Source organism: Nostoc sp. DedVER02, assembly GCF_034530675.2.
In the GTDB taxonomy this organism is placed as follows: domain Bacteria; phylum Cyanobacteriota; class Cyanobacteriia; order Cyanobacteriales; family Nostocaceae; genus Nostoc.
The window spans coordinates 106761-124980 of the sequence record NZ_JAVRCP020000010.1; the positions used below are offsets into that span (position 1 = coordinate 106761).

Here is an 18220-nt window from a genome sequence, read left to right on the forward strand (position 1 = left end):
CAGAAAAGCTAGTATTAACACATATCTACTCCCAAGATTGGAAATTATATCACAATAATTAGTCATTAGTCATTGGTTATTGGTCAATAGTGAGAAACAAGATAAATGACAAATGACAAAGGACAAACACAATAATATCCGTTGCTACTAAATATAGTGGCAACGGATACTAACTTCTTGAAATCAAGTTAAAGGTCTGGTAAATAGGATCTACTTATCTTTTGGTTTCTCAAAGCGAGGGGGTTCACGAAATGCGATCGCAAAAAATAGAGTACCTATACACAGAGTAAAAATCAAGATGTAAGCAACGCTTTCCATATTATTAGTCCTGCCTATCCAGCTAGTAATGAGGGATTAGGGATTAGGTACTGGGTATTGGGGATTTGGAAAACTCTTGCCAGTCCCCAGTTCCCAGTCCCCAATATCTTAGAGGGCTTCTTTCCGGCGGGTTGATTTGTCACCCACTTTCTGGAACAGACCCCACTCAACTTGTTCTTCTAGATCCGCATCAACACCGGCAAATACGTCTCGGTAGATTGTCCGAGCGCCATGCCAGAGATGACCAAAGAAGAATAGCAGAGCAAATACGGCGTGTCCAAAGGTAAACCAACCTCTAGGACTGGTACGGAATACACCATCGGAGTTCAAGGTTTCGCGGTCAAATTCAAAGATTTCACCACCTTGAGCTTTACGGGCATATTTCTTCACATCGGCTGGTTCTGTAAAGGTTTTACCATTCAGATTGCCACCATAGAAGCTAACGGTGACACCAGATTGCTCGAAGCTATACTTAGATTCTGCCCGACGGAAGGGAATGTCAGCGCGGACAATTCCATCAGCATCAGTCAAAATTACTGGGAAGGTTTCAAAGAAGTTGGGGAGACGGCGCACGTTCAATTCCCGTCCTTCAGAATCTTTGAATACGGCGTGACCTTGCCAAGATTGAGCAATACCATCACCCTTCACCATTGGCCCTGTACGGAATAGACCGCCTTTCGCGGGGCTATTACCGACGTAATCATAGAAAGCCAGTTTTTCGGGAATCTGCGACCAAGCTTGCTCAAGGGTTGCACCTTCAGCAACGGTAGTTTGAACCCGGCGCTGAATTTCTTGACGGAAGTAGCTTTGATCCCATTGGTAGCGGGTAGGGCCAAACAATTCGATGGGAGTGGCAGCGTTTCCGTACCACATAGTACCAGCAACAACGAAAGCAGCAAAGAAGACTGCTGCAATACTGCTAGAAAGTACTGTTTCAATATTCCCCATCCGCAGGGCTTTGTAGAGCCGTTCGGGGGGTCTAACTGTGAGGTGGAATAAGCCTGCAATAATACCAACAACACCAGCAGCAATGTGGTGAGCCGCAATGCCACCAGGGTTATATGGGTTAAAACCATCAGGGCCCCATTCTGGTGCTACTCCCTGGGCAGCCCCAGTTATACCATAAGCGTCAGAAACCCATATCCCCGGCCCAAATAGTCCGGTGACGTGAAAAGCACCAAAGCCAAAACAAAGTAGACCAGATAAGAATAGGTGAATGCCAAACATTTTTGGCAAGTCGAGGGCAGGTTCACCAGTGCGGGGATCTCTAAAGAGTTCCAAATCCCAGTAAACCCAGTGCCATACGGCAGCTAGGAACAAAAGACCGGAAAGAACAATGTGAGCCGCAGCAACGCCTTCAAATGACCAAAAGCCAGGATCGGTTGCTGGGCCACCAGTAACGTTCCAACCACCCCAAGATTGAGTAACGCCCAAACGTGACATGAAGGGGAGGACGAACATTCCTTGCCGCCACATGGGATTGAGAACCGGATCGCTAGGGTCAAAAACAGCTAGTTCGTAGAGTGCCATCGAACCAGCCCAGCCTGCTACTAAGGCTGTGTGCATTAGGTGTACAGAAATCAGCCGTCCTGGATCATTCAGAACGACTGTATGTACTCGGTACCAGGGTAGTCCCATCGACTACGCTCCTCCTCGATGAGTTAGTTTACAAAGCAATTTTCTTACTGAGATTCTAAGAAACGAAATTCGCCACTCAGAAAACTCTCTCTTGTTTTTTGTTATTGCCAGAGCCAGAGTACTACCACAGTTAGTCTTATAAGTTAGACAGAGTGGGAGATGAGGCAATGCTTACTCGCTTCGGGAGGTTTACCTTGTAGGGTAGCCATCGCCAAGCAAAAAATGAGAATGTTTTAAAAAGTGTAACTATTGATGGAATTGTTTGCAAGCGTGTAAATTGATGCGATCGCGTAGCATCTCCAAGTTTTTTCGCTACCAATCCCTACTTGGGCATTGGGCATTGGGCATTGGGCATTGGTTATTCCCTTTGTCTTCCTTATCTTTTCATTCCCCATTCCTCATACGCGATGCCCAATGCCCAATCCCTACTGAACTACTAACTGGATATTTTGAAGTTGACACTTTGCCTTTGCTGTGTTGAGGCGTTCAATTACCTGTTCGGCACTCATCAGCCGCTTGAGTACTACTTGACCTATGGTAGTACTGGCTGTGTCTGGTATTGTAGGTTTCACTTCTACAGTTAAAATGGCTTCTTCAACTCGATAAAGCCATAGCAATTCGTTTTCTTCCACTAAACAAACATTCATTCGCTGAATATCTGGTTGCCGTCGCCATGCAGTTACTTGCCAGAGTCCATCAGATGCCCAGACTCTAGCAACTGCCCATCCTTCAGATAGAAAGAAATACTTCACGCTTTTAGTCTCACTATTAAACTTTCAATCTGCTGTTTACGATATCGTATATTGTTTGTTATTTATGTATAACTAATGATATTTTAAGTTAATAGTTTTTAACTTATTAACCATTATTAACCACATTCTAATAAAAAATAATTCTTTATGTTATTTATGTATTTTAAGATAAAAACCACAATACAAGAATTTATATAGCAATTAACAAATATTTTTATATTATCAACTTTGACTCAACTATTTAGAGATTTTCAGTAAATGGGAAACATAAATTTATGAATAATTTAGGTAATTATGAATAAACCTATAAACTCACCATTTAGATATCCTGGCGGAAAATTTTATGCTCGCAATCTGATTCTTAATCATATTCCCTCTCACTCTTATTATGCTGAACCTTTTGCTGGGGGTGGGTCTATCTTTTTTGTAAAAGATAAAGTAAATATTAATTGGCTCAATGATATTGATAAATTGTTAATAAATACCTTATTAGTAATTCGAGATCAACCTGAAGAATTAATAAAGTTTTTAGCAAGTGAATCTGCTACTAAAGAAAGACATACATATTACAAAAATGAATTCATCCCACAAAATGAGTTAGAACAAGCCGGTAGATGGTTTTACCTAAATAGAACCTCCTACTCTGGGATTATGAAGCATCAAAACTGTTATTGGGGATATGGTGAAAAATACAGTATGCGCCCAGAGAATTGGCCCAAAAATATACGTCGAACTTCAGAGAAACTTCAAAACGTTAAAATTACTAATCTCGACTTTGAACAAGTTATCGAATCTGTACCTGATGGAGCGTTTTTATTTATTGATCCTCCTTATTTCAATGCAGATCAAGATAAATTCTATGCTCATTCATTTTTTAAAGACGATCATTTTAGGCTATGCCGAATATTAAACAGGCATAAGGAGAGAATAAAATATCTTGTAACTTACGATAATAGCGAAGAAATTAGAAATATATATAAATGGGCATTAGAAATACACGATAAAGAATGGAATTATACAATTAATAGAACAGACGATCAAAAAAATGGAAAAAGTAAGCAGGATAACTTTAAAGGTGAACGATATAAAGGGAAAGAAATTTTTATATTAAATTACTCTTCTGTTGAGTCTAGTTCTCAAGCTTCTGAACAGTTAGTTTTAAAAACTTGAATGATTCTATCGAAATAATTAATTTACATGAGGTAAAGTTCTAAATACTAGAGTTAGTATTGTAATATTTTTACTTAATCATCCTGAATACACATAATTTTATCTATTCGAGCAAAATCCTTTATAAAAAGTATCTAAGGTAGTAATTAATTGTAACATTTTCTATAAAACTAGCAAATATATAGTATAATCACTGACTTCTGATTACATGAAATTTAACTGTATGACCTGGTTTTCCTTGTCCGTGAAACGGTGGGGTCGGATTACACAATTCCTATCTTTGTTCTCTCTATGCTTATTTTTAGTTGTTAGTTGCGCTCCTCGTCCACAGCCAACTACGCCACCATCGGGTTCTGTGAATAGCCCTGGTGATGGTCGTATTACTATAGGTACAACAGCGAAACCAAGAACCCTCGACCCGGCTGATACTTATGAGTTAGCAGCTTTGGGCTTGGTGTTTAATATGAGCGATCGCCTTTACACCTACGAACCAGGAAGCACAGAAATTAAGCCCCAGCTAGCAACAGCATTACCTAAAGTCAGTCAAGATGGCTTAACTTATACCATTCCCTTACGTCAGGGAGTGGTTTTTCACGATGGGGCTCCCTTCAACGCCCAAGCAATGGCGTTTACTATCAACCGCTTTATTCAAAATAAAGGAAAACCTTCATTTTTACTAGGCGATATAGTAGATTCAGTGAAAACTACAGGGGAGTATGAGTTAAGCATTAAGCTGAAAAAACCCTTTGCAGCCTTTCCCTCACTATTGGCGTTTCCTGGGGTGTGTGCAGTTTCGCCCAAAGCTTACGAACTCGGTGCTGGTAAATTTAAGCCGAATATTTTTGTGGGAACTGGCCCTTACAAGTTAGCTCAGTATGGTACTGATTCAATAAGATTTGATGCGTTTGATAAATATTGGGGAGAAAAACCAGTTAACAAGGGTGTTAACCTCCAAATTCAAACTAGTCCGGTTAATTTGTTCAATGCTTTCCGTACAGGCGCGATTGATGTAGCTTATCTGTCGCTACAGCCAGATCAAAATCGAAGCTTAGAAGAAGGTGGTAAAAAAGGGGATTGGCAAGCGATCGCAGCTGAAGGTAGTGTAGTAAGTTATCTGGTATTAAACCGGAATCAAAAGCCTTTAGATAAATTAGAGGTTAGACAAGCGATCGCGTCAATAATTGACCGTCCACTTTTAAATGAGCGGGCGTTACTTGGTCAAGCTGATCCGCTATATAGCATGATTCCTACGACATTGAATGTTTCTGTGCCATTATTCAAAGATGCTTATGGCGATGCTAACTTTGATCAAGCTAAAAAATTGTTAACTACTGCTGGTTTTTCCAAAGAAAATCCGGCAAAAGTCCAAATTTGGTATCCTTCTAGTTCGCCTACTCGTAGTTTGGCAGCACAGACACTCAAATCTCTTGTAGATGCCAAAATGGATGGAATTCTACAATTTGAAGTCACCCCCGCCGAAGGGCCAGCCTTCTTTAAAGACATCTCCAAAGGTTTATATCCAGGAGCTTTACTTGATTGGTATCCAGATTTTTTAGACGCAGATAATTACATCCAACCGTTTTTGTCTTGTACTAAAGGTTCGGTTGCTAAAGGCTGCGAAGATGGAGGCAGTCAAAGTCAGGGTTCGTTTTACTATAGCGAAGCCATGAATAAACTAATCGATCAACAACGCAAAGAACTAAACCCCGAAGCGCGTCAGAAAATTTTTGCAGAAATTCAAAAACTAGTAACTGCTGATGTACCTTACGTTCCCTTATGGCAAAGCAAAGACTATGTGTTTGCCCAAAAAGGTGTAAACAGCGTACAACTTAACCCGACCCAAATTCTGGTTTACCAGAAAATTAAAAAGTAGTCATTAGTCATTAGTCATTGGTCATTAGTCATTAGTAAAGAGTTAAATATTGTCTATTTTGAAATTTGGAGTTTTTCATGAAATTAGGACTTACGCAAAACTACACACGTAAGGGTAATTCATGAATTTCCCTTCTGCAAAATCAAGGTTTCTAAACAAATGACAAATAACAGATGACAAATGACAAATAACAAATGACCAATAACAAATGACAAATGACAAATAATAAATAACTAAAATATGTCTCGTTCTAAAGCTTTACAATATTACATAGTTTCTCGGTTGCTGCTCGCACCACTTCAGCTATTAACAATTATCACCATTGTCTTTCTCTTACTAAGAGCAACACCAGGAGATCCAGCAGATGCAATTCTTGGTGGACGTGCGCCAGAAGCAGCTAAAGAAGAATTGCGAAAACAATTAGGTTTAAACTTTCCTTTGTGGCTACAGTACCTTAATTATTTGGGAAACCTACTGCGCTTTGATTTGGGAAGTTCTTTGTTGAGTCGGGGAGAGAATGTTTGGGACATAATTAGACAATATTTCCCTGCAACTGTCGAGTTAGCAGTATGCAGTATGGCGGTTGCACTCATCGTTGGAATTGCGGTTGGAACTCTTTCAGCTTCTCGTCCTGGGACATATTTCGATGTCGGTGGACGCTTGTTTGGGATTATCACCTACGCACTCCCCATGTTTTGGGCGGGAATGCTTTTGCAATTGATTTTCTCAGTCCAATTGGGTTGGTTTCCCAATTCCAACCGCTTTCCGCCTAACCTTCCGGCTCCCACTACTGTGACTGGATTGTATACAATTGATAGCTTACTCGGTGGAAATCTCACTCAGTTTTTCACATCTTTGCACCATCTTGCCCTACCGAGTCTCACTTTGGGAATTTTGCTGAGTGGGATTTTTGAACGAATTGTGCGAGTGAATTTAAAGCAAACTTTGAAAGCAGATTATGTAGAAGCCGCTAGAGCCAGAGGTATTGGTGAAAATAAGATTTTAGCCTCTCATGCCTTAAAGAATGCTCTAATCCCAGTAATTACAGTCTTGGGGTTAACTTTTGCTTCTCTGTTGGGTGGGGCGATTTTGACAGAAGTAACATTTTCTTGGCCTGGGTTAGCGAATCGACTGTATCAAGCGATCGCCGATCGCGATTATCCCACAGTCCAGGGAGTGCTAGTCTTTTTTGGTGCGATCGTTGTGAGTGCCAGCATTTTAATTGATATTTTAAATGCTTATGTAGATCCGCGAATTCGCTACTAGCAAAAAATTCTTAATTCTTTCTAACCTTCTTGTGGGGTGGGCATCTTGCCCACCCTTTTGTATTAGATGAAGCAGTAAAATCTAGGTTGGGTTAAGCAAAGCGTAACCCAACACAAAACTATCATTTCGTCTGTGAAATATTATCGATTTGAGTTATCTGACCCAGAGATACTTTTACAGCTAAGATCGGTATAGCCGTAGCTGCAATCAGAACAGCAGTAGCTAGGATAATTGCAACTGGTTTACCACCATATTGCACTAAGACCTTAAAAATATTTTCTGCTGTCTGACCCCCAGCTTGAACTAATTCCACTGTATCTGATTTGCTTAAAGCAGCAGTAATATTTTCAGCGATATCGAGAAGTTGTTCTGTATTGTTTGACTGACTGAGAACATCTAGAGATTGAACTATTGGCTGTTGCTGTGCGGCTAAATTTTCATTTACAGGATAGTAAGTAGACATCGTTTTGTACTCCTCTGTTGTTTCGATGTCTCTATATTCGCCTGTAGTCCATAGTTATACGTAGGATGTAGGTAAATGTAGGATTAGGTCATAAATACAAAGAATATCTACATAGACGTAGGATTATGTAGGTTTTACTGTAAAATAATAAACTTATATCCAAGTGTTAACTTTACTCTACCAACTCAATCAGGTTAAATGGAAGCTGAAGAAGCATTAGAATCTATTAAGCAAATATTTGAGGAGAGGAAAGGAAAAGTAGTATTACTGAGCAAGTTAGAAGAAAAAGTTTTTCTACTAAGTTGGCAAGGTATGAATTATAGTCAAATGCCTTCTAAAATAACGAAGTCTAATCCTACTGCCAAACCATATACAGAACAGTATTTAAAAGAAATAGGTAAAAGTTTAAACGATAAAATTAAAAGAGTATTAAATATAAACGACCTTGATAAAAGAAATTTGAGGGAAGAACTTGAAAACTTTTTTGAGAGAAATTACAATTACTCTACTAAAAAACTATCTTATACCACTGCGCCAGAACCAGATTATACTACTTCTCCAGAGTTAACTAAATCTGACCTAAATCAAAATCCCTTCATTCCTTTTAGTGGCAGAGTAGAAGAAAAGTATTTATTCTTTGACCGGGAGGGCGAAATCCGGCGAGTATTTGAGGTGTTGAATAGCGGTAGTAGTGTTGTTTTAATTGGGGAAGAGGGAATCGGAAAATCCTCGCTGCTATGGATGATTTGCCAGGAAGCAGAAACTCGTTTAAACGTTAAACGTCAGCCAGTTTTTTTAGACTTAAATTTACTTCATAATGAAAGTCAATTTTATAGTGCTTTGTGCCACGAGATTGGTATACCCGAAAGTAAAGACTATCAGTTAACCCGCAATTTGCAAAGTTGTAAAATACTACTGGCTATAGACAATGTAGGAAAGCTTACAACCGAAGGTTTTACTCGCAACATAAGGTATTATTTGCGCGGTTTAGGTGAAGGAAGTAATGCTCCGTTGAAGCTGATTTTAGCTGCCACCGAACCTCTGAACAACTTATTTAACGATAGTCAGGAGCAAGGTAAGATTTCTCCATTAGCGGGTATTTTCCAAGAGGAACACATTCATCCTTGGGATGAAGCTACTATGCTTACTTTTATTACTAACCGTTTGGCTAGAACTTCAGTGAGTTTTACTGAAGAAGAAATCATCCAACTCATCCAAGAAAGTGGCGGACATCCTCGAAAACTCATGCAATTGTGTTATCAAACTTATTCGCGGTATGTGGAGAGTTTGCGATGAATGACAGACACCACTTTTACCCCTGCCCTTGGAAAGCTACCGTGTACACACAAGTTTTTTAGAGTTACTGCTTAATGTAGGGTAGGTTAATTTTTGCAGGTCGATACAACAAAGGTGCAGGTCAATGCAACAAAGGTGCAGGTCAATGCAACAAAGGCGCACGTCAATGCAACAAAGGCGCACGTCAATGCAACAAAGATGCAGGTCAATGCAACAAAGGTGCAAGTCGATACAACAAAGGTGCAAGTCAAAATACTTGTATGTACGCCTTAGCCTCGGAGGGGAGGGGAATAAGATTACTTTTACTCTCCCTTCCGTCATAAACAAGCGGCCTGGAGGGTTAGGTTCTTCACGGGCGAAGATGGAGGTTGAATAATGACCCCAGTACCCCGTTTAGACTTAGCGCCCAAGTTGAAGCGTCCCCTCTCTTTGTGGAATCCTTTAGATTATCTGCGCCTTTTGTATTGGGTATTTTTCTTTCCCCAGGCTTTGCGGTGGTATGTGGATAGATTCGGGGGTGGGTATATTCCTGAAGAGGAAATGAATTGGCGGAAGGGATGGGAGTTATTGCGTCAAAATGCTATCCAACGTCAGTTACTTTTTCAAGGATTAGTTTTAACAATAATTACACCTGTAGCTATAGGTTTAATTTTTCAGACTGCAAATGTTCGCATTAACTGGTTTGGCGTGGCATTTGGCGTGGCATTCGGCGTGGCGTTCGGCGTGGCGAGAGGCGTGGTGGGAGGCGTGGCGGTAGGCGTGGCGTTCGGCATGGCGGTAGGCGTGGCGTTCGGTATGGCGTTCGGCATGGCGGTAGGCGTGGCAGTAGGCGTGGCAGTAGGCGTGGCAGTAGGCGTGGCAGTAGGCGTGGCGGTAGGCGTGGCAGTAGGCGTAGCGGTAGGCGTAGCAGGAGGCGTAGCAGGAGGCGTAGCAGTAGGCGTGGCGTTCGGCATGGCGGTAGACGTGGCGGGAGGCGTGGTGTTGGGCGTGGCGGGAGGCGTGGCGATAAGCGTGGCGTTCGGCGTGGCATTAGGCGTGACGGTAGGCGTGGCGATATTGCGTCCAGAAGTCTGGCTTATTGGCTCACCTTTAAACTTGCGAACAATTCAAAATAGTAGTTGGCTACTCCCCCGCATCACTCCGCTTCCCCTTCCTAATCTTGTTTGGCGCTTGCAAAATTGGTTGCAAAATGATTGGGAAACAGGTTTACATAATGCTAATGAACTGCTGGCATATACTCTACAATTTATTCCCGTAGTCCAAGCAGTGAATAGAGTACTTGCCAAAATCCCTTCAGAACAACTTATTTGGACTGTCTCTCGACTGGCAGCAAATCCTTTTGATTGGGAGATAGTACGTTTTGCTTCAGTTTCTCTGGATGAAACCCTAAAGTCAAGCTTTATCAGAGGTTTGTTTTCCTTCTACTTTTTCTTGCCTGATTTTTGGCAAGAAGGTTTACAGGCTCGTTTTAACACAGATACTCGCTTAGAGACTCCTGCTCGTGCTACTGCTGCTGGTTTCTGGCATCTCTATGAAGAAGAACCAGCGAAAGCAGTAAAGGCTTTTACTATAGTGCGTTCTCTTCTCTATGGCGAGGAAATGTTTACCCTTGCCCAAACTCTAGGAGCGTTTAAGAAAGCTCAAACATCAGCGTCTATTGCAGCTATCCAAGTTCCTCCTTTTCCCCAAGAACCGCTTTTACGTCCAATTACTTGGAAAGTCCTTACTAATTTGCATCGAGTTGTTGAGGATGTCCAGTTTGTTAATCGCAGCGTCTCACGTTCAGCTAGGTCTTTAGCTCTCAATCGAGCATTAGGCGAACTCACAAGCATCCTAAATCAAGCCGACACCTTGCCCCAAGCAGAGCAAGGGTTAATCATAGATATCACTCAAACTTGGAAAGAAAGCCTTTTACAAATCACTGGTGAAGTGGGAGAAATTTCCATCACCAAGGCTGTGGTTAATCCTTATGTTGTAGGCGATCCGGTTCAAGGTCATCTCTTCGTTGGGCGAGAAGATATCATCAGACAGTTAGAAGAACTCTGGGTGATGGGTAATCAACTCCAGTCTGTAGTTCTCTACGGTCACAGGCGCATGGGCAAAACTTCTATTCTGCTTAACGCTGCTAATTGTCTAGGTTCACAAATCCAGCTAGCTTATGTAAACTTGCTACGTTTGGGAGATAGCCCTCAAGGTGTAGGTGAAGTACTAATGGCAATTTGTGATGAAATTTCTCGAACTGTAAAACTTCCACCACCAGCTGACGCTGATTTACTAAATCTTCCCTACCGGACTTTTGAACGCTATGTAAAGCAGGTGGAAGCAAAACTAGAAGGTGGGTTAATCATCGCTTTAGACGAATTTGAGAAAATTGAAGATTTAATTGAAGCGAAAAAAATCCCTATCGATTTTATGGGTTTTCTGCGCGGTTTGGTGCAAATGAGTTCTAAAATCGCTTTTGCATTTGCTGGTTTGCACACTTTAGAAGAAATGACAGCAGATTATTTTCAACCCTTCTTTGCCAGCGTCATTCCTATTCATGTAGGCTTTCAAAAACGTGCAGCTACCCGCCAAATTCTCGCTAATCCAGGTAATGAAGACTTCCTCCTCGACTACATACCGGAAGCTTTAGATGAAATTTATGCCTTAACAAATGGCCAACCATATTTAGTGCAACTGCTGGGTTTTCAGCTAGTGCGCCGCTACAATGACTTTGTTTTTGAGCAAGGGCGATCGCGTGACCCAGTTTTCACAATAGAAGATGTGGAAGCAGTTATCAATGACCCTGAATTTTTCAAGCGGGGACGCTACTACTTTGATGGAGTTTGGGGTCAGGCGGCGCGGGGTGCTGAGGGTCAACAGGTAATTCTACAAGTGCTTGCACCTCACATAGAGGGGCTAAGTTTGGATGCCTTAGCTCAATCTACAGGTATCAATGACGCTGATTTACAAGAAGCGCTGGATACTCTAAAGCGTCATGATGTTGTTGAGGAAACTCAGGGAAGCTGGCGGATTATGGTAGAACTGTTTCGCCGTTGGGTTTTGCAGCAGTAGAGCCGAATGACAGCAAAAGCTATTTTGGCGATGCCTGCGGCGGGCTACGCATTTGCTACTTCAGCGACAACAAAAGCCATATTCCTAAGATTATGAAAGCTCATGCATGAGTCATGGATGCCAATGGTAACATTACCCTGGTAGCCCAAATATTTACAGTAAATCCTGTACGTTCCTGGTTATCACTTACCCCTTGTCATGCTTATGACTAAATCAACTAGGATTTTTGGCGCGAATTCTGTAAAAGCTAAAAGGCAAAAGCAACCTGGACTTTGGAAGAAGAATAGGCTGGCTCACTTTTTACGTTTGTCTTTGTACTTCCTCATGGCTTTGCTATGTACCCTTGGTTCACCCGTGCTAGCAAGGGTTCCTAACTCAATTAATTCCTCATTGCAATTACCAATTAATAGTCAGACATCGCTGGCTGTAGTCACCGATCCCGCCTCACTACTACAGCAAGGTAAAATATTATACGATACGGAAAACTTTGCCAAGGCAGTAGAAGTGTTAGAACAGGCTGTCCAAGCATATAGGCAGGATGGAGAAAGCCTTCCACTGGCAGTAACACTGAGTAATCTTTCCCTAGCTTATCAGCAACTCGGTGCATGGAATCAAGCACAGCAGGCAATTACAGAGAGCTTGAATTTACTCAAAGCTCAAAATGAAAACCAAAATCTCCAAATATTTGCTCAAACATTAGATATTCAAGGTCGTCTGCAACTGAGAACGGGACATGCAGAGGATGCTTTAACAACTTGGCAGCAGACAGAAGAAATTTACAAACAAATAGATAATCAAAGCGGTATGGTGCGATCGCTAATCAATCAAGCACAGGCGTGGCGAAGCCAAGGATTTTACCCTCGCGCGATCAAAACACTCGATCGGGTAAGTCAAACCTTAAAATCTCAACCAGACTCTAGAGAAAAGGCAGTGAGTTTGCGATCGCTTGGTGATGCCCTTTTAGTAGTAGGCGATTTGGAAAAATCATGTCAGGTACTAGAAGAAAGTCTAATAATTGCTCGAAATCTGCAATCAAGCGCTGATATCACCGCTAGTCTGTTCAGCCTGGGGAATCATGCCCGTCAACAAAACGATAAAGCAAAAGCGATCGCTTTTTATCAACAAACTATTGCAGCATCTCCCCCACCCTTAATAAAAGTTCAAGCGCAACTCAATCTCCTCAGCCTACTCATTGAAGATCAACAATGGGCAAAGCTTCAAACTCTTTTGCCGTCGATTGAATCACAACTCAACCAACTCCCCCTTAGTCGTGCCAGTATTTACGCTTTAGTCAATTACTCACAAAGCATGACAAAAGTCAAGAGAGGAGTATTGCAAGCATCAAGTAATAGTTATTACTTTAAAAGCCGTATTCATGACTCAGCAACATTACTTGCTAGCGCCATCCAGAAATCCCGCAGTTTGGGTGACAAGCGGGCAGAAGCCCACGCACTAAAGAGTTTAGGCAGCTTGTACGAAAAAAGTGGACAATGGTCGGAGGCGCAAGAGCTTACGCAGAAAGGGTTAGCTTTGGCACAGAGCAGTAATGCACCAGAGATTACCTACGCTTTGGAGTGGCAGTTAGGTAGATTGCTGCGGGTACAAAAAGATATTAATGGTGCGATCGCGGCGTATGATGCTGCTGTGGATACTCTCCAGTCTCTTCGCAGAGATTTAGTAGTCAATAAGGATGTAGTAAACCAGGATCTGCAATTCAACTTCCGGGACAGCGTAGAACCCATCTACCGCGAGTCAGTAGAGTTACTGCTGAAATCCCAAGAAGGAAAATCAGATCAAAAAATCTTGGAGAAAGCACGCCAGAGAATTGAAGCACTCCAACTAGCAGAATTGGACGACTTTTTCCAGGAAGCTTGCTTACTAGGTCAAAAAGTAGCCCTCGATGAAGTAGTAGACAAAGATAATCCCACGGCTGCCATCCTTTATCCGATTATTCTTCAAAACGAACTCCAGGTAATAGTCAAAATTCCCAAACACCCCCTAGAAAGCTACACTACTCCTATTTCCCACACAGCAGTAGAAGAACTCTTAGTAGACCTAAGAAAAAATCTGGTCAACCCCACCGCTACCAAAACCGTCCAAAAACAGGCGCATCAAGTTTACAACTGGCTGCTTCAACCTATTGAGTCAGAATTGCAGAAAAGTGGGGTAGATACCCTAGTATTCGTCCTGGATGGCCCCTTACGCAACTTACCAATGGCAGCCCTTTATGATGGTAAGCAATACTTGATAGAGAAATATGCGATCGCTCTGAGCGTAGGTCTGCAACTCCTCAACCCTAAACCCCTCGTTCAACAGCAGCTAAGAGCGCTAACCGCAGGACTGACTCAGCCACCACCAGGTTTTTCCGAGTTTGCACCACTACTTGCAATCAAATCTGAATTTGATGGTATTACCAAAGCAGGAGTCTCGACAACTAGTTTACTAGATGGAGATTTTAAGAAAAAGAATTTAGAGAATCAAATTAGTGCTGCTTCATTCAACATAGTACATTTAGCAACTCATGGTCAGTTTAGTTCTCGCCTTGAAGACACTTTTATTTTAGATTTCGATGGTCAAATCAATGTCAAGGATTTTGATACTCTCTTTCGCAGTCAGAATAAAACCATCGTAGAGTTATTAGTTTTAAGTGCTTGCCAGACAGCAACAGGAGATAGTCGGGCAGCACTCGGTCTTGCAGGAGCAGCTGTACGGGCTGGCGCACGCAGTACCATAGCCTCCCTATGGCAGATTGATGATGAATCAACAGCAATGTTTGTTAGTGCCTTCTATCGAGAACTCAAAAGTGGCAAAATTACCAAAGCCGAAGCTGTCCACCGTGCCCAGCTACAACTTTTGAAACATCCTAACTACAAAGCACCAAGCTTTTGGTCTGCCTATGTGCTAATTGGAAATTGGTTGTAATATTTCCCAGGCTAAAACCCTTATGCAATGGTAATTACGAATTACGAATTACGAATTACCAGAAGCGGTACTATATACCGCTCAATTAAACATTTGTCATCCCCCCATATCAGCTATCGCACTACAGTAATCGGTGTTCCCAGACTTACCTGATCAAATAATTCTTTAACATCGTTGTTGTACATCCGAATACAACCGTGTGAGGCAGCCTTACCTACTGAATCAGGATTAGGTGTACCGTGAAAGCCAACCCAATCTTTACCATTTGTCCAAAATCCAATCCAGTATTTGCCAAGTGGGTTTTCAGGATCTCCTCCTGGAATAGCTTTACCTGTAAAAGGATTTATCCAAGTAGGATTTTCCAACATTGTACGTATTCGAAAATTACCAACTGGACTGCCCCAGCCTTGGCGACCTATTGCAATAGGATAACTTTTAATTCGGGTTTTTCCTCGATAGAGGGTTACTCGACGGTTGTGAAGGCTGATCTCTAAGTGAAGAGGTTGAGTAATTAAATTATTAATATTAACCTTTTGAGAGACTAAATTCTTGGTTGAAATATGAGAAATTACTTTTATCTCAGAAGCTGACGAAATTGCCGAATTAAAATTTAATCCAGATACACAAATAAAAACAACTAATTTATCTAATGGCTTATACATTTTAAAAATTAGACTTTTTGAATTAATAATTAAGTGCTAAATTAATCATCGAATATTTCTTTTCTGAATTTACATCTTAGTAGTTATTTTAGTCAATTATTCCTAATAGAGAGCTTAAATACTAAATATCGTAACATAGTGAATAAAGCAAAATAAAATTGCTAAAATCTGTTGCAGTAGAAATCGAATCAATTGACAGTACATCTCATCTTTTCTACTGCATTTACTGTTGATAACAGCCAGCATTTGAAATCATCTAACCAAAAGCAGCAAGCTAAACAAAATCCCTTGCCCGTGTAGAGGCTAATAAATTACCATAGCGCTCTGACACCTCCACTTCCACCGGTGTTTTGTCCACCTGTTGTGTTGCTACCACCCGTATTTTGCTGTGTTCCGCTAGTACCAGTAGTATCATTATTTGTTCCACTAGTACCAGTAGTATCGGTAGTTCCAGTAGTATCATTAGTTGTTCCACTAGTACCATTATTTGGATACTGCTGTGTTCCAGTAGTGCCGTTATTTGGATACTGTTGTGTTCCAGTAGTGCCGTTATTCGGATTCGGATACTGTTGTGTTCCACTAGTACCATTATTCGGATACTGCTGTGTTCCGCTAGTACCGTTATTCTGCTGTGTTCCGGTAGTAGAGTCACCTGTAGATTGTCCTGCTTGAGAGTACAATCTATCGGCAGTAGGGGCTTTACTAGCTTCTAAATTTCTAGAGATGGATTGAGGCAAAGCATATACTGGAAGACTGATTAAAGCACTAGTACTAGCAATTCCCACGAGGCTAGCAAGCATTTTGAGCAAATTCTTACTGTGATTTCGGTTCATTGGAATCTCCTGAGTTTGAAATTAAATGGTTCTTATGGTACTAAACAATTTGCTGAAATCTAGAAAAAGTTTTTTCTATTTTTCAACCACAACTAATACTTCTCAATCAAAAATATTGAGATAAATATTGTTATTTAACTACTAAAATAACTGAATTAATTTTCTTATCCTTCTGTCTAAAGTCTAATCTAACGTTAAATAGTTTCGTGATATTTTAGACAAGTTTTATTTAATTATTTTTAATTAATCTACTACCTTAGATATACTTTAAAGACATTGCTTTATTGAAACAGCTAAAAGTTCCAATCTGATAGCATAAATCCAGAAATAACACAATTGTTTATGGATGTAGTTAAATTCAACTTGCTGTTACTAAGGTTTTTTGTAAAAATTATGGAAACATAGAAGTATGAAATTTTGAAGTGCAGAGTGTTGGGTGTAACTCTTTAGGTGCAATAGTATTACATCTGCTTATTTGCCATTGTTGATTATTAATCTACTATTTAAATGCCATCAAGCGGGTTATTCGGTAAACCGGAACACCAAGTGGCTCATTGTAGAGATCGCTTAAAGAAGCATGGTTATACCAATTCAAAATTCAAAATGACGCTCTCTACGAGATGCTAAAAGCGTAGCTTGCAACTCTTACAGAGTACACAGGCTCACTTTAAGCGTTCGCGTAGCGTCTCGCAGAGAAGCTATGCCGTAGGCTTTACGCTACGCTAACAAAATTCAAAATTAAGAAAACCAGTCATAACAAGGGTTTGGCTGTGTATAGCTGTCGCATTCTTTTTTCGGTATTACTTATCAAGTAACACTGGTTGATGAGGGTGTGGGTGGGTGGTCAGAGTTGGGAGTACTGCTAGTGTTCTTATCCAATCCCCAATTTGTCAATAATCATTCTCGATTTTGTGGCATAAATTTAGTGAATGCAGATGATATGTACATAGCAGCATTGATCACTAGAGACTGACTTATGAGTAACTACACTTATCAGCTAGACGATTTCGCTTTAAAGTTGCCGATTTCCCAATTAGCTCGTAGAACTGCCCAGGAATTTGCTAATCAACAACCAAATTCGGAAAAAGGAGAGCAAGTTCGGCTGAATACGCTAGCTGTATGGGTAGTGAATGACTATTTGGAAATGATGGATATTCCTACTAACCTCCAAGCTAGTGACAGCTGGAACCCTATCATGCGTCTGTGTGGAAATATCGCTGACTTAGAAGTGCCCTCAGTTGGTCGCCTGGAGTGTCGCCCTGTCCATCTACATCAGCAGATATGTTCCATTCCTCCAGAAACTTGGGAAGAACGGGTGGGTTATTTAGTTGTTCAATTTGATGAATTGCTCCAAGAAGCGAGGCTGCTTGGTTTTATTCCTAGTGTAGTAAGTGAAACACTGCCCTTAAGACAACTGCAACCATTGGAAGCCTTTATCGACCACCTAGATCAACTCCGTCAATCCCCAGTTAGTTCACTCGTGAATTTAAGTCAGTGGTTTGCTGGTATATTTGAAACAGGTTGGCAGACTGTTGAATCTTTGTGGAACTTGCCGGAACTAAGACCCGCTTATGCCTTTCGTAGTACTGAAACTATGGAACCTAATGTCCTCAATCGACCAGAATCAATTACTAAACGCGCAAAACTGATTGATTTGGGTATCCAAATTCTTAACCAACCCGTCATGTTGATTGTGGAAATCAGCCCAGAAAAAGATCGGCAAACCACTATTCATCTGCAATTACACGCCACAGGAAATCAAATCTACTTACCACCGGAAGTTCATCTCACTGTTCTAGATAGTTCGGGGGCAGTATTTCTAGACGCTCAATCAAGAAAATCAGACAATTACATTCAGTTGCAGTTTCGCGGAGAACCTACAGAGCAATTTAGCGTTAGGGTAGCCTTTAATGATACTAGTATTACTGAGCATTTTCGGATTTGAGACATCTACCTATCTTCCCTCTTTGTCG

Annotated in this window: 14 protein-coding genes; 8 read left to right on the forward strand and 6 right to left on the reverse strand. The window is 41.1% G+C overall.

The window, feature by feature from the left end; all coding sequences use genetic code 11:
• Positions 1-210 precede the first annotated feature (210 nt).
• The 3 genes from RMZ41_RS13135 to RMZ41_RS13145 form a co-directional block, all read right to left on the reverse strand.
• Positions 211-318: a photosystem II reaction center protein T gene (locus RMZ41_RS13135; RefSeq protein ID WP_084227385.1), complete on the reverse strand. Its 108-nt coding sequence runs from the start codon at positions 316-318 to the stop codon at positions 211-213.
• 108 nt (positions 319-426) lie between these two features.
• Positions 427-1956: a photosystem II chlorophyll-binding protein CP47 gene (psbB, locus tag RMZ41_RS13140; protein WP_322641839.1), complete on the reverse strand. Its 1530-nt coding sequence runs from the start codon at positions 1954-1956 to the stop codon at positions 427-429.
• Positions 1957-2381: 425 nt separating this feature from the next.
• Positions 2382-2708 carry a hypothetical protein gene (locus tag RMZ41_RS13145; RefSeq protein WP_322641838.1) on the reverse strand — a complete coding sequence of 109 codons (327 nt, stop codon included), beginning with the start codon at positions 2706-2708 and terminating at the stop codon, positions 2382-2384.
• A 294-nt stretch (positions 2709-3002) separates the two neighbouring features.
• Here RMZ41_RS13145 and RMZ41_RS13150 point away from each other — a divergent pair, with 294 nt between their 5' ends.
• From RMZ41_RS13150 to RMZ41_RS13160, 3 genes are all read left to right on the forward strand, one after another.
• Positions 3003-3878, forward strand: a complete 876-nt coding sequence (locus RMZ41_RS13150; protein WP_322641837.1) for a DNA adenine methylase — start codon at positions 3003-3005, stop codon at positions 3876-3878.
• A 223-nt stretch (positions 3879-4101) separates the two neighbouring features.
• Positions 4102-5751 carry an ABC transporter substrate-binding protein gene (locus RMZ41_RS13155; RefSeq protein WP_322641836.1) on the forward strand — a complete coding sequence of 550 codons (1650 nt, stop codon included), beginning with the start codon at positions 4102-4104 and terminating at the stop codon, positions 5749-5751.
• A gap of 240 nt (positions 5752-5991) precedes the next feature.
• Positions 5992-7017: an ABC transporter permease gene (locus tag RMZ41_RS13160; RefSeq protein WP_322641835.1), complete on the forward strand. Its 1026-nt coding sequence runs from the start codon at positions 5992-5994 to the stop codon at positions 7015-7017.
• 121 nt (positions 7018-7138) lie between these two features.
• On the opposite strand, the gene RMZ41_RS13165 is transcribed toward RMZ41_RS13160, so the two are convergent.
• Positions 7139-7480, reverse strand: coding sequence for a hypothetical protein (locus RMZ41_RS13165; RefSeq protein ID WP_322641834.1), 342 nt, complete (start codon positions 7478-7480; stop codon positions 7139-7141).
• 198 nt (positions 7481-7678) lie between these two features.
• On the opposite strand from RMZ41_RS13165, the gene RMZ41_RS13170 reads away from it, so the two are divergent.
• From RMZ41_RS13170 to RMZ41_RS13185, 4 genes are all read left to right on the forward strand, one after another.
• Complete coding sequence (locus RMZ41_RS13170; RefSeq protein ID WP_322641833.1) at positions 7679-8776, forward strand: ATP-binding protein; 1098 nt, start codon at positions 7679-7681, stop codon at positions 8774-8776.
• Positions 8777-8869: 93 nt separating this feature from the next.
• Positions 8870-9049, forward strand: coding sequence for a hypothetical protein (locus RMZ41_RS13175; RefSeq protein WP_322734429.1), 180 nt, complete (start codon positions 8870-8872; stop codon positions 9047-9049).
• 102 nt (positions 9050-9151) lie between these two features.
• Positions 9152-11830 carry an ATP-binding protein gene (locus tag RMZ41_RS13180; protein ID WP_322641832.1) on the forward strand — a complete coding sequence of 893 codons (2679 nt, stop codon included), beginning with the start codon at positions 9152-9154 and terminating at the stop codon, positions 11828-11830.
• Positions 11831-12028: 198 nt separating this feature from the next.
• Positions 12029-14752, forward strand: a complete 2724-nt coding sequence (locus RMZ41_RS13185; RefSeq protein ID WP_409875255.1) for a CHAT domain-containing protein — start codon at positions 12029-12031, stop codon at positions 14750-14752.
• Between the two features lie 113 nt (positions 14753-14865).
• Here the strand turns inward: RMZ41_RS13185 and RMZ41_RS13190 are convergent, their stop codons facing one another.
• Positions 14866-15414, reverse strand: a complete 549-nt coding sequence (locus RMZ41_RS13190) for a L,D-transpeptidase (protein WP_322641830.1) — start codon at positions 15412-15414, stop codon at positions 14866-14868.
• A gap of 311 nt (positions 15415-15725) precedes the next feature.
• A complete protein-coding gene (locus RMZ41_RS13195; protein ID WP_322641829.1) occupies positions 15726-16247 on the reverse strand; it encodes a hypothetical protein in 522 nt (173 codons plus the stop codon).
• Between the two features lie 976 nt (positions 16248-17223).
• Between RMZ41_RS13195 and RMZ41_RS13200 the strand changes: the two genes are divergently transcribed.
• Positions 17224-18192 carry a DUF1822 family protein gene (locus RMZ41_RS13200; protein ID WP_322641828.1) on the forward strand — a complete coding sequence of 323 codons (969 nt, stop codon included), beginning with the start codon at positions 17224-17226 and terminating at the stop codon, positions 18190-18192.
• The last annotated feature ends 28 nt before the right edge of the window (positions 18193-18220 follow it).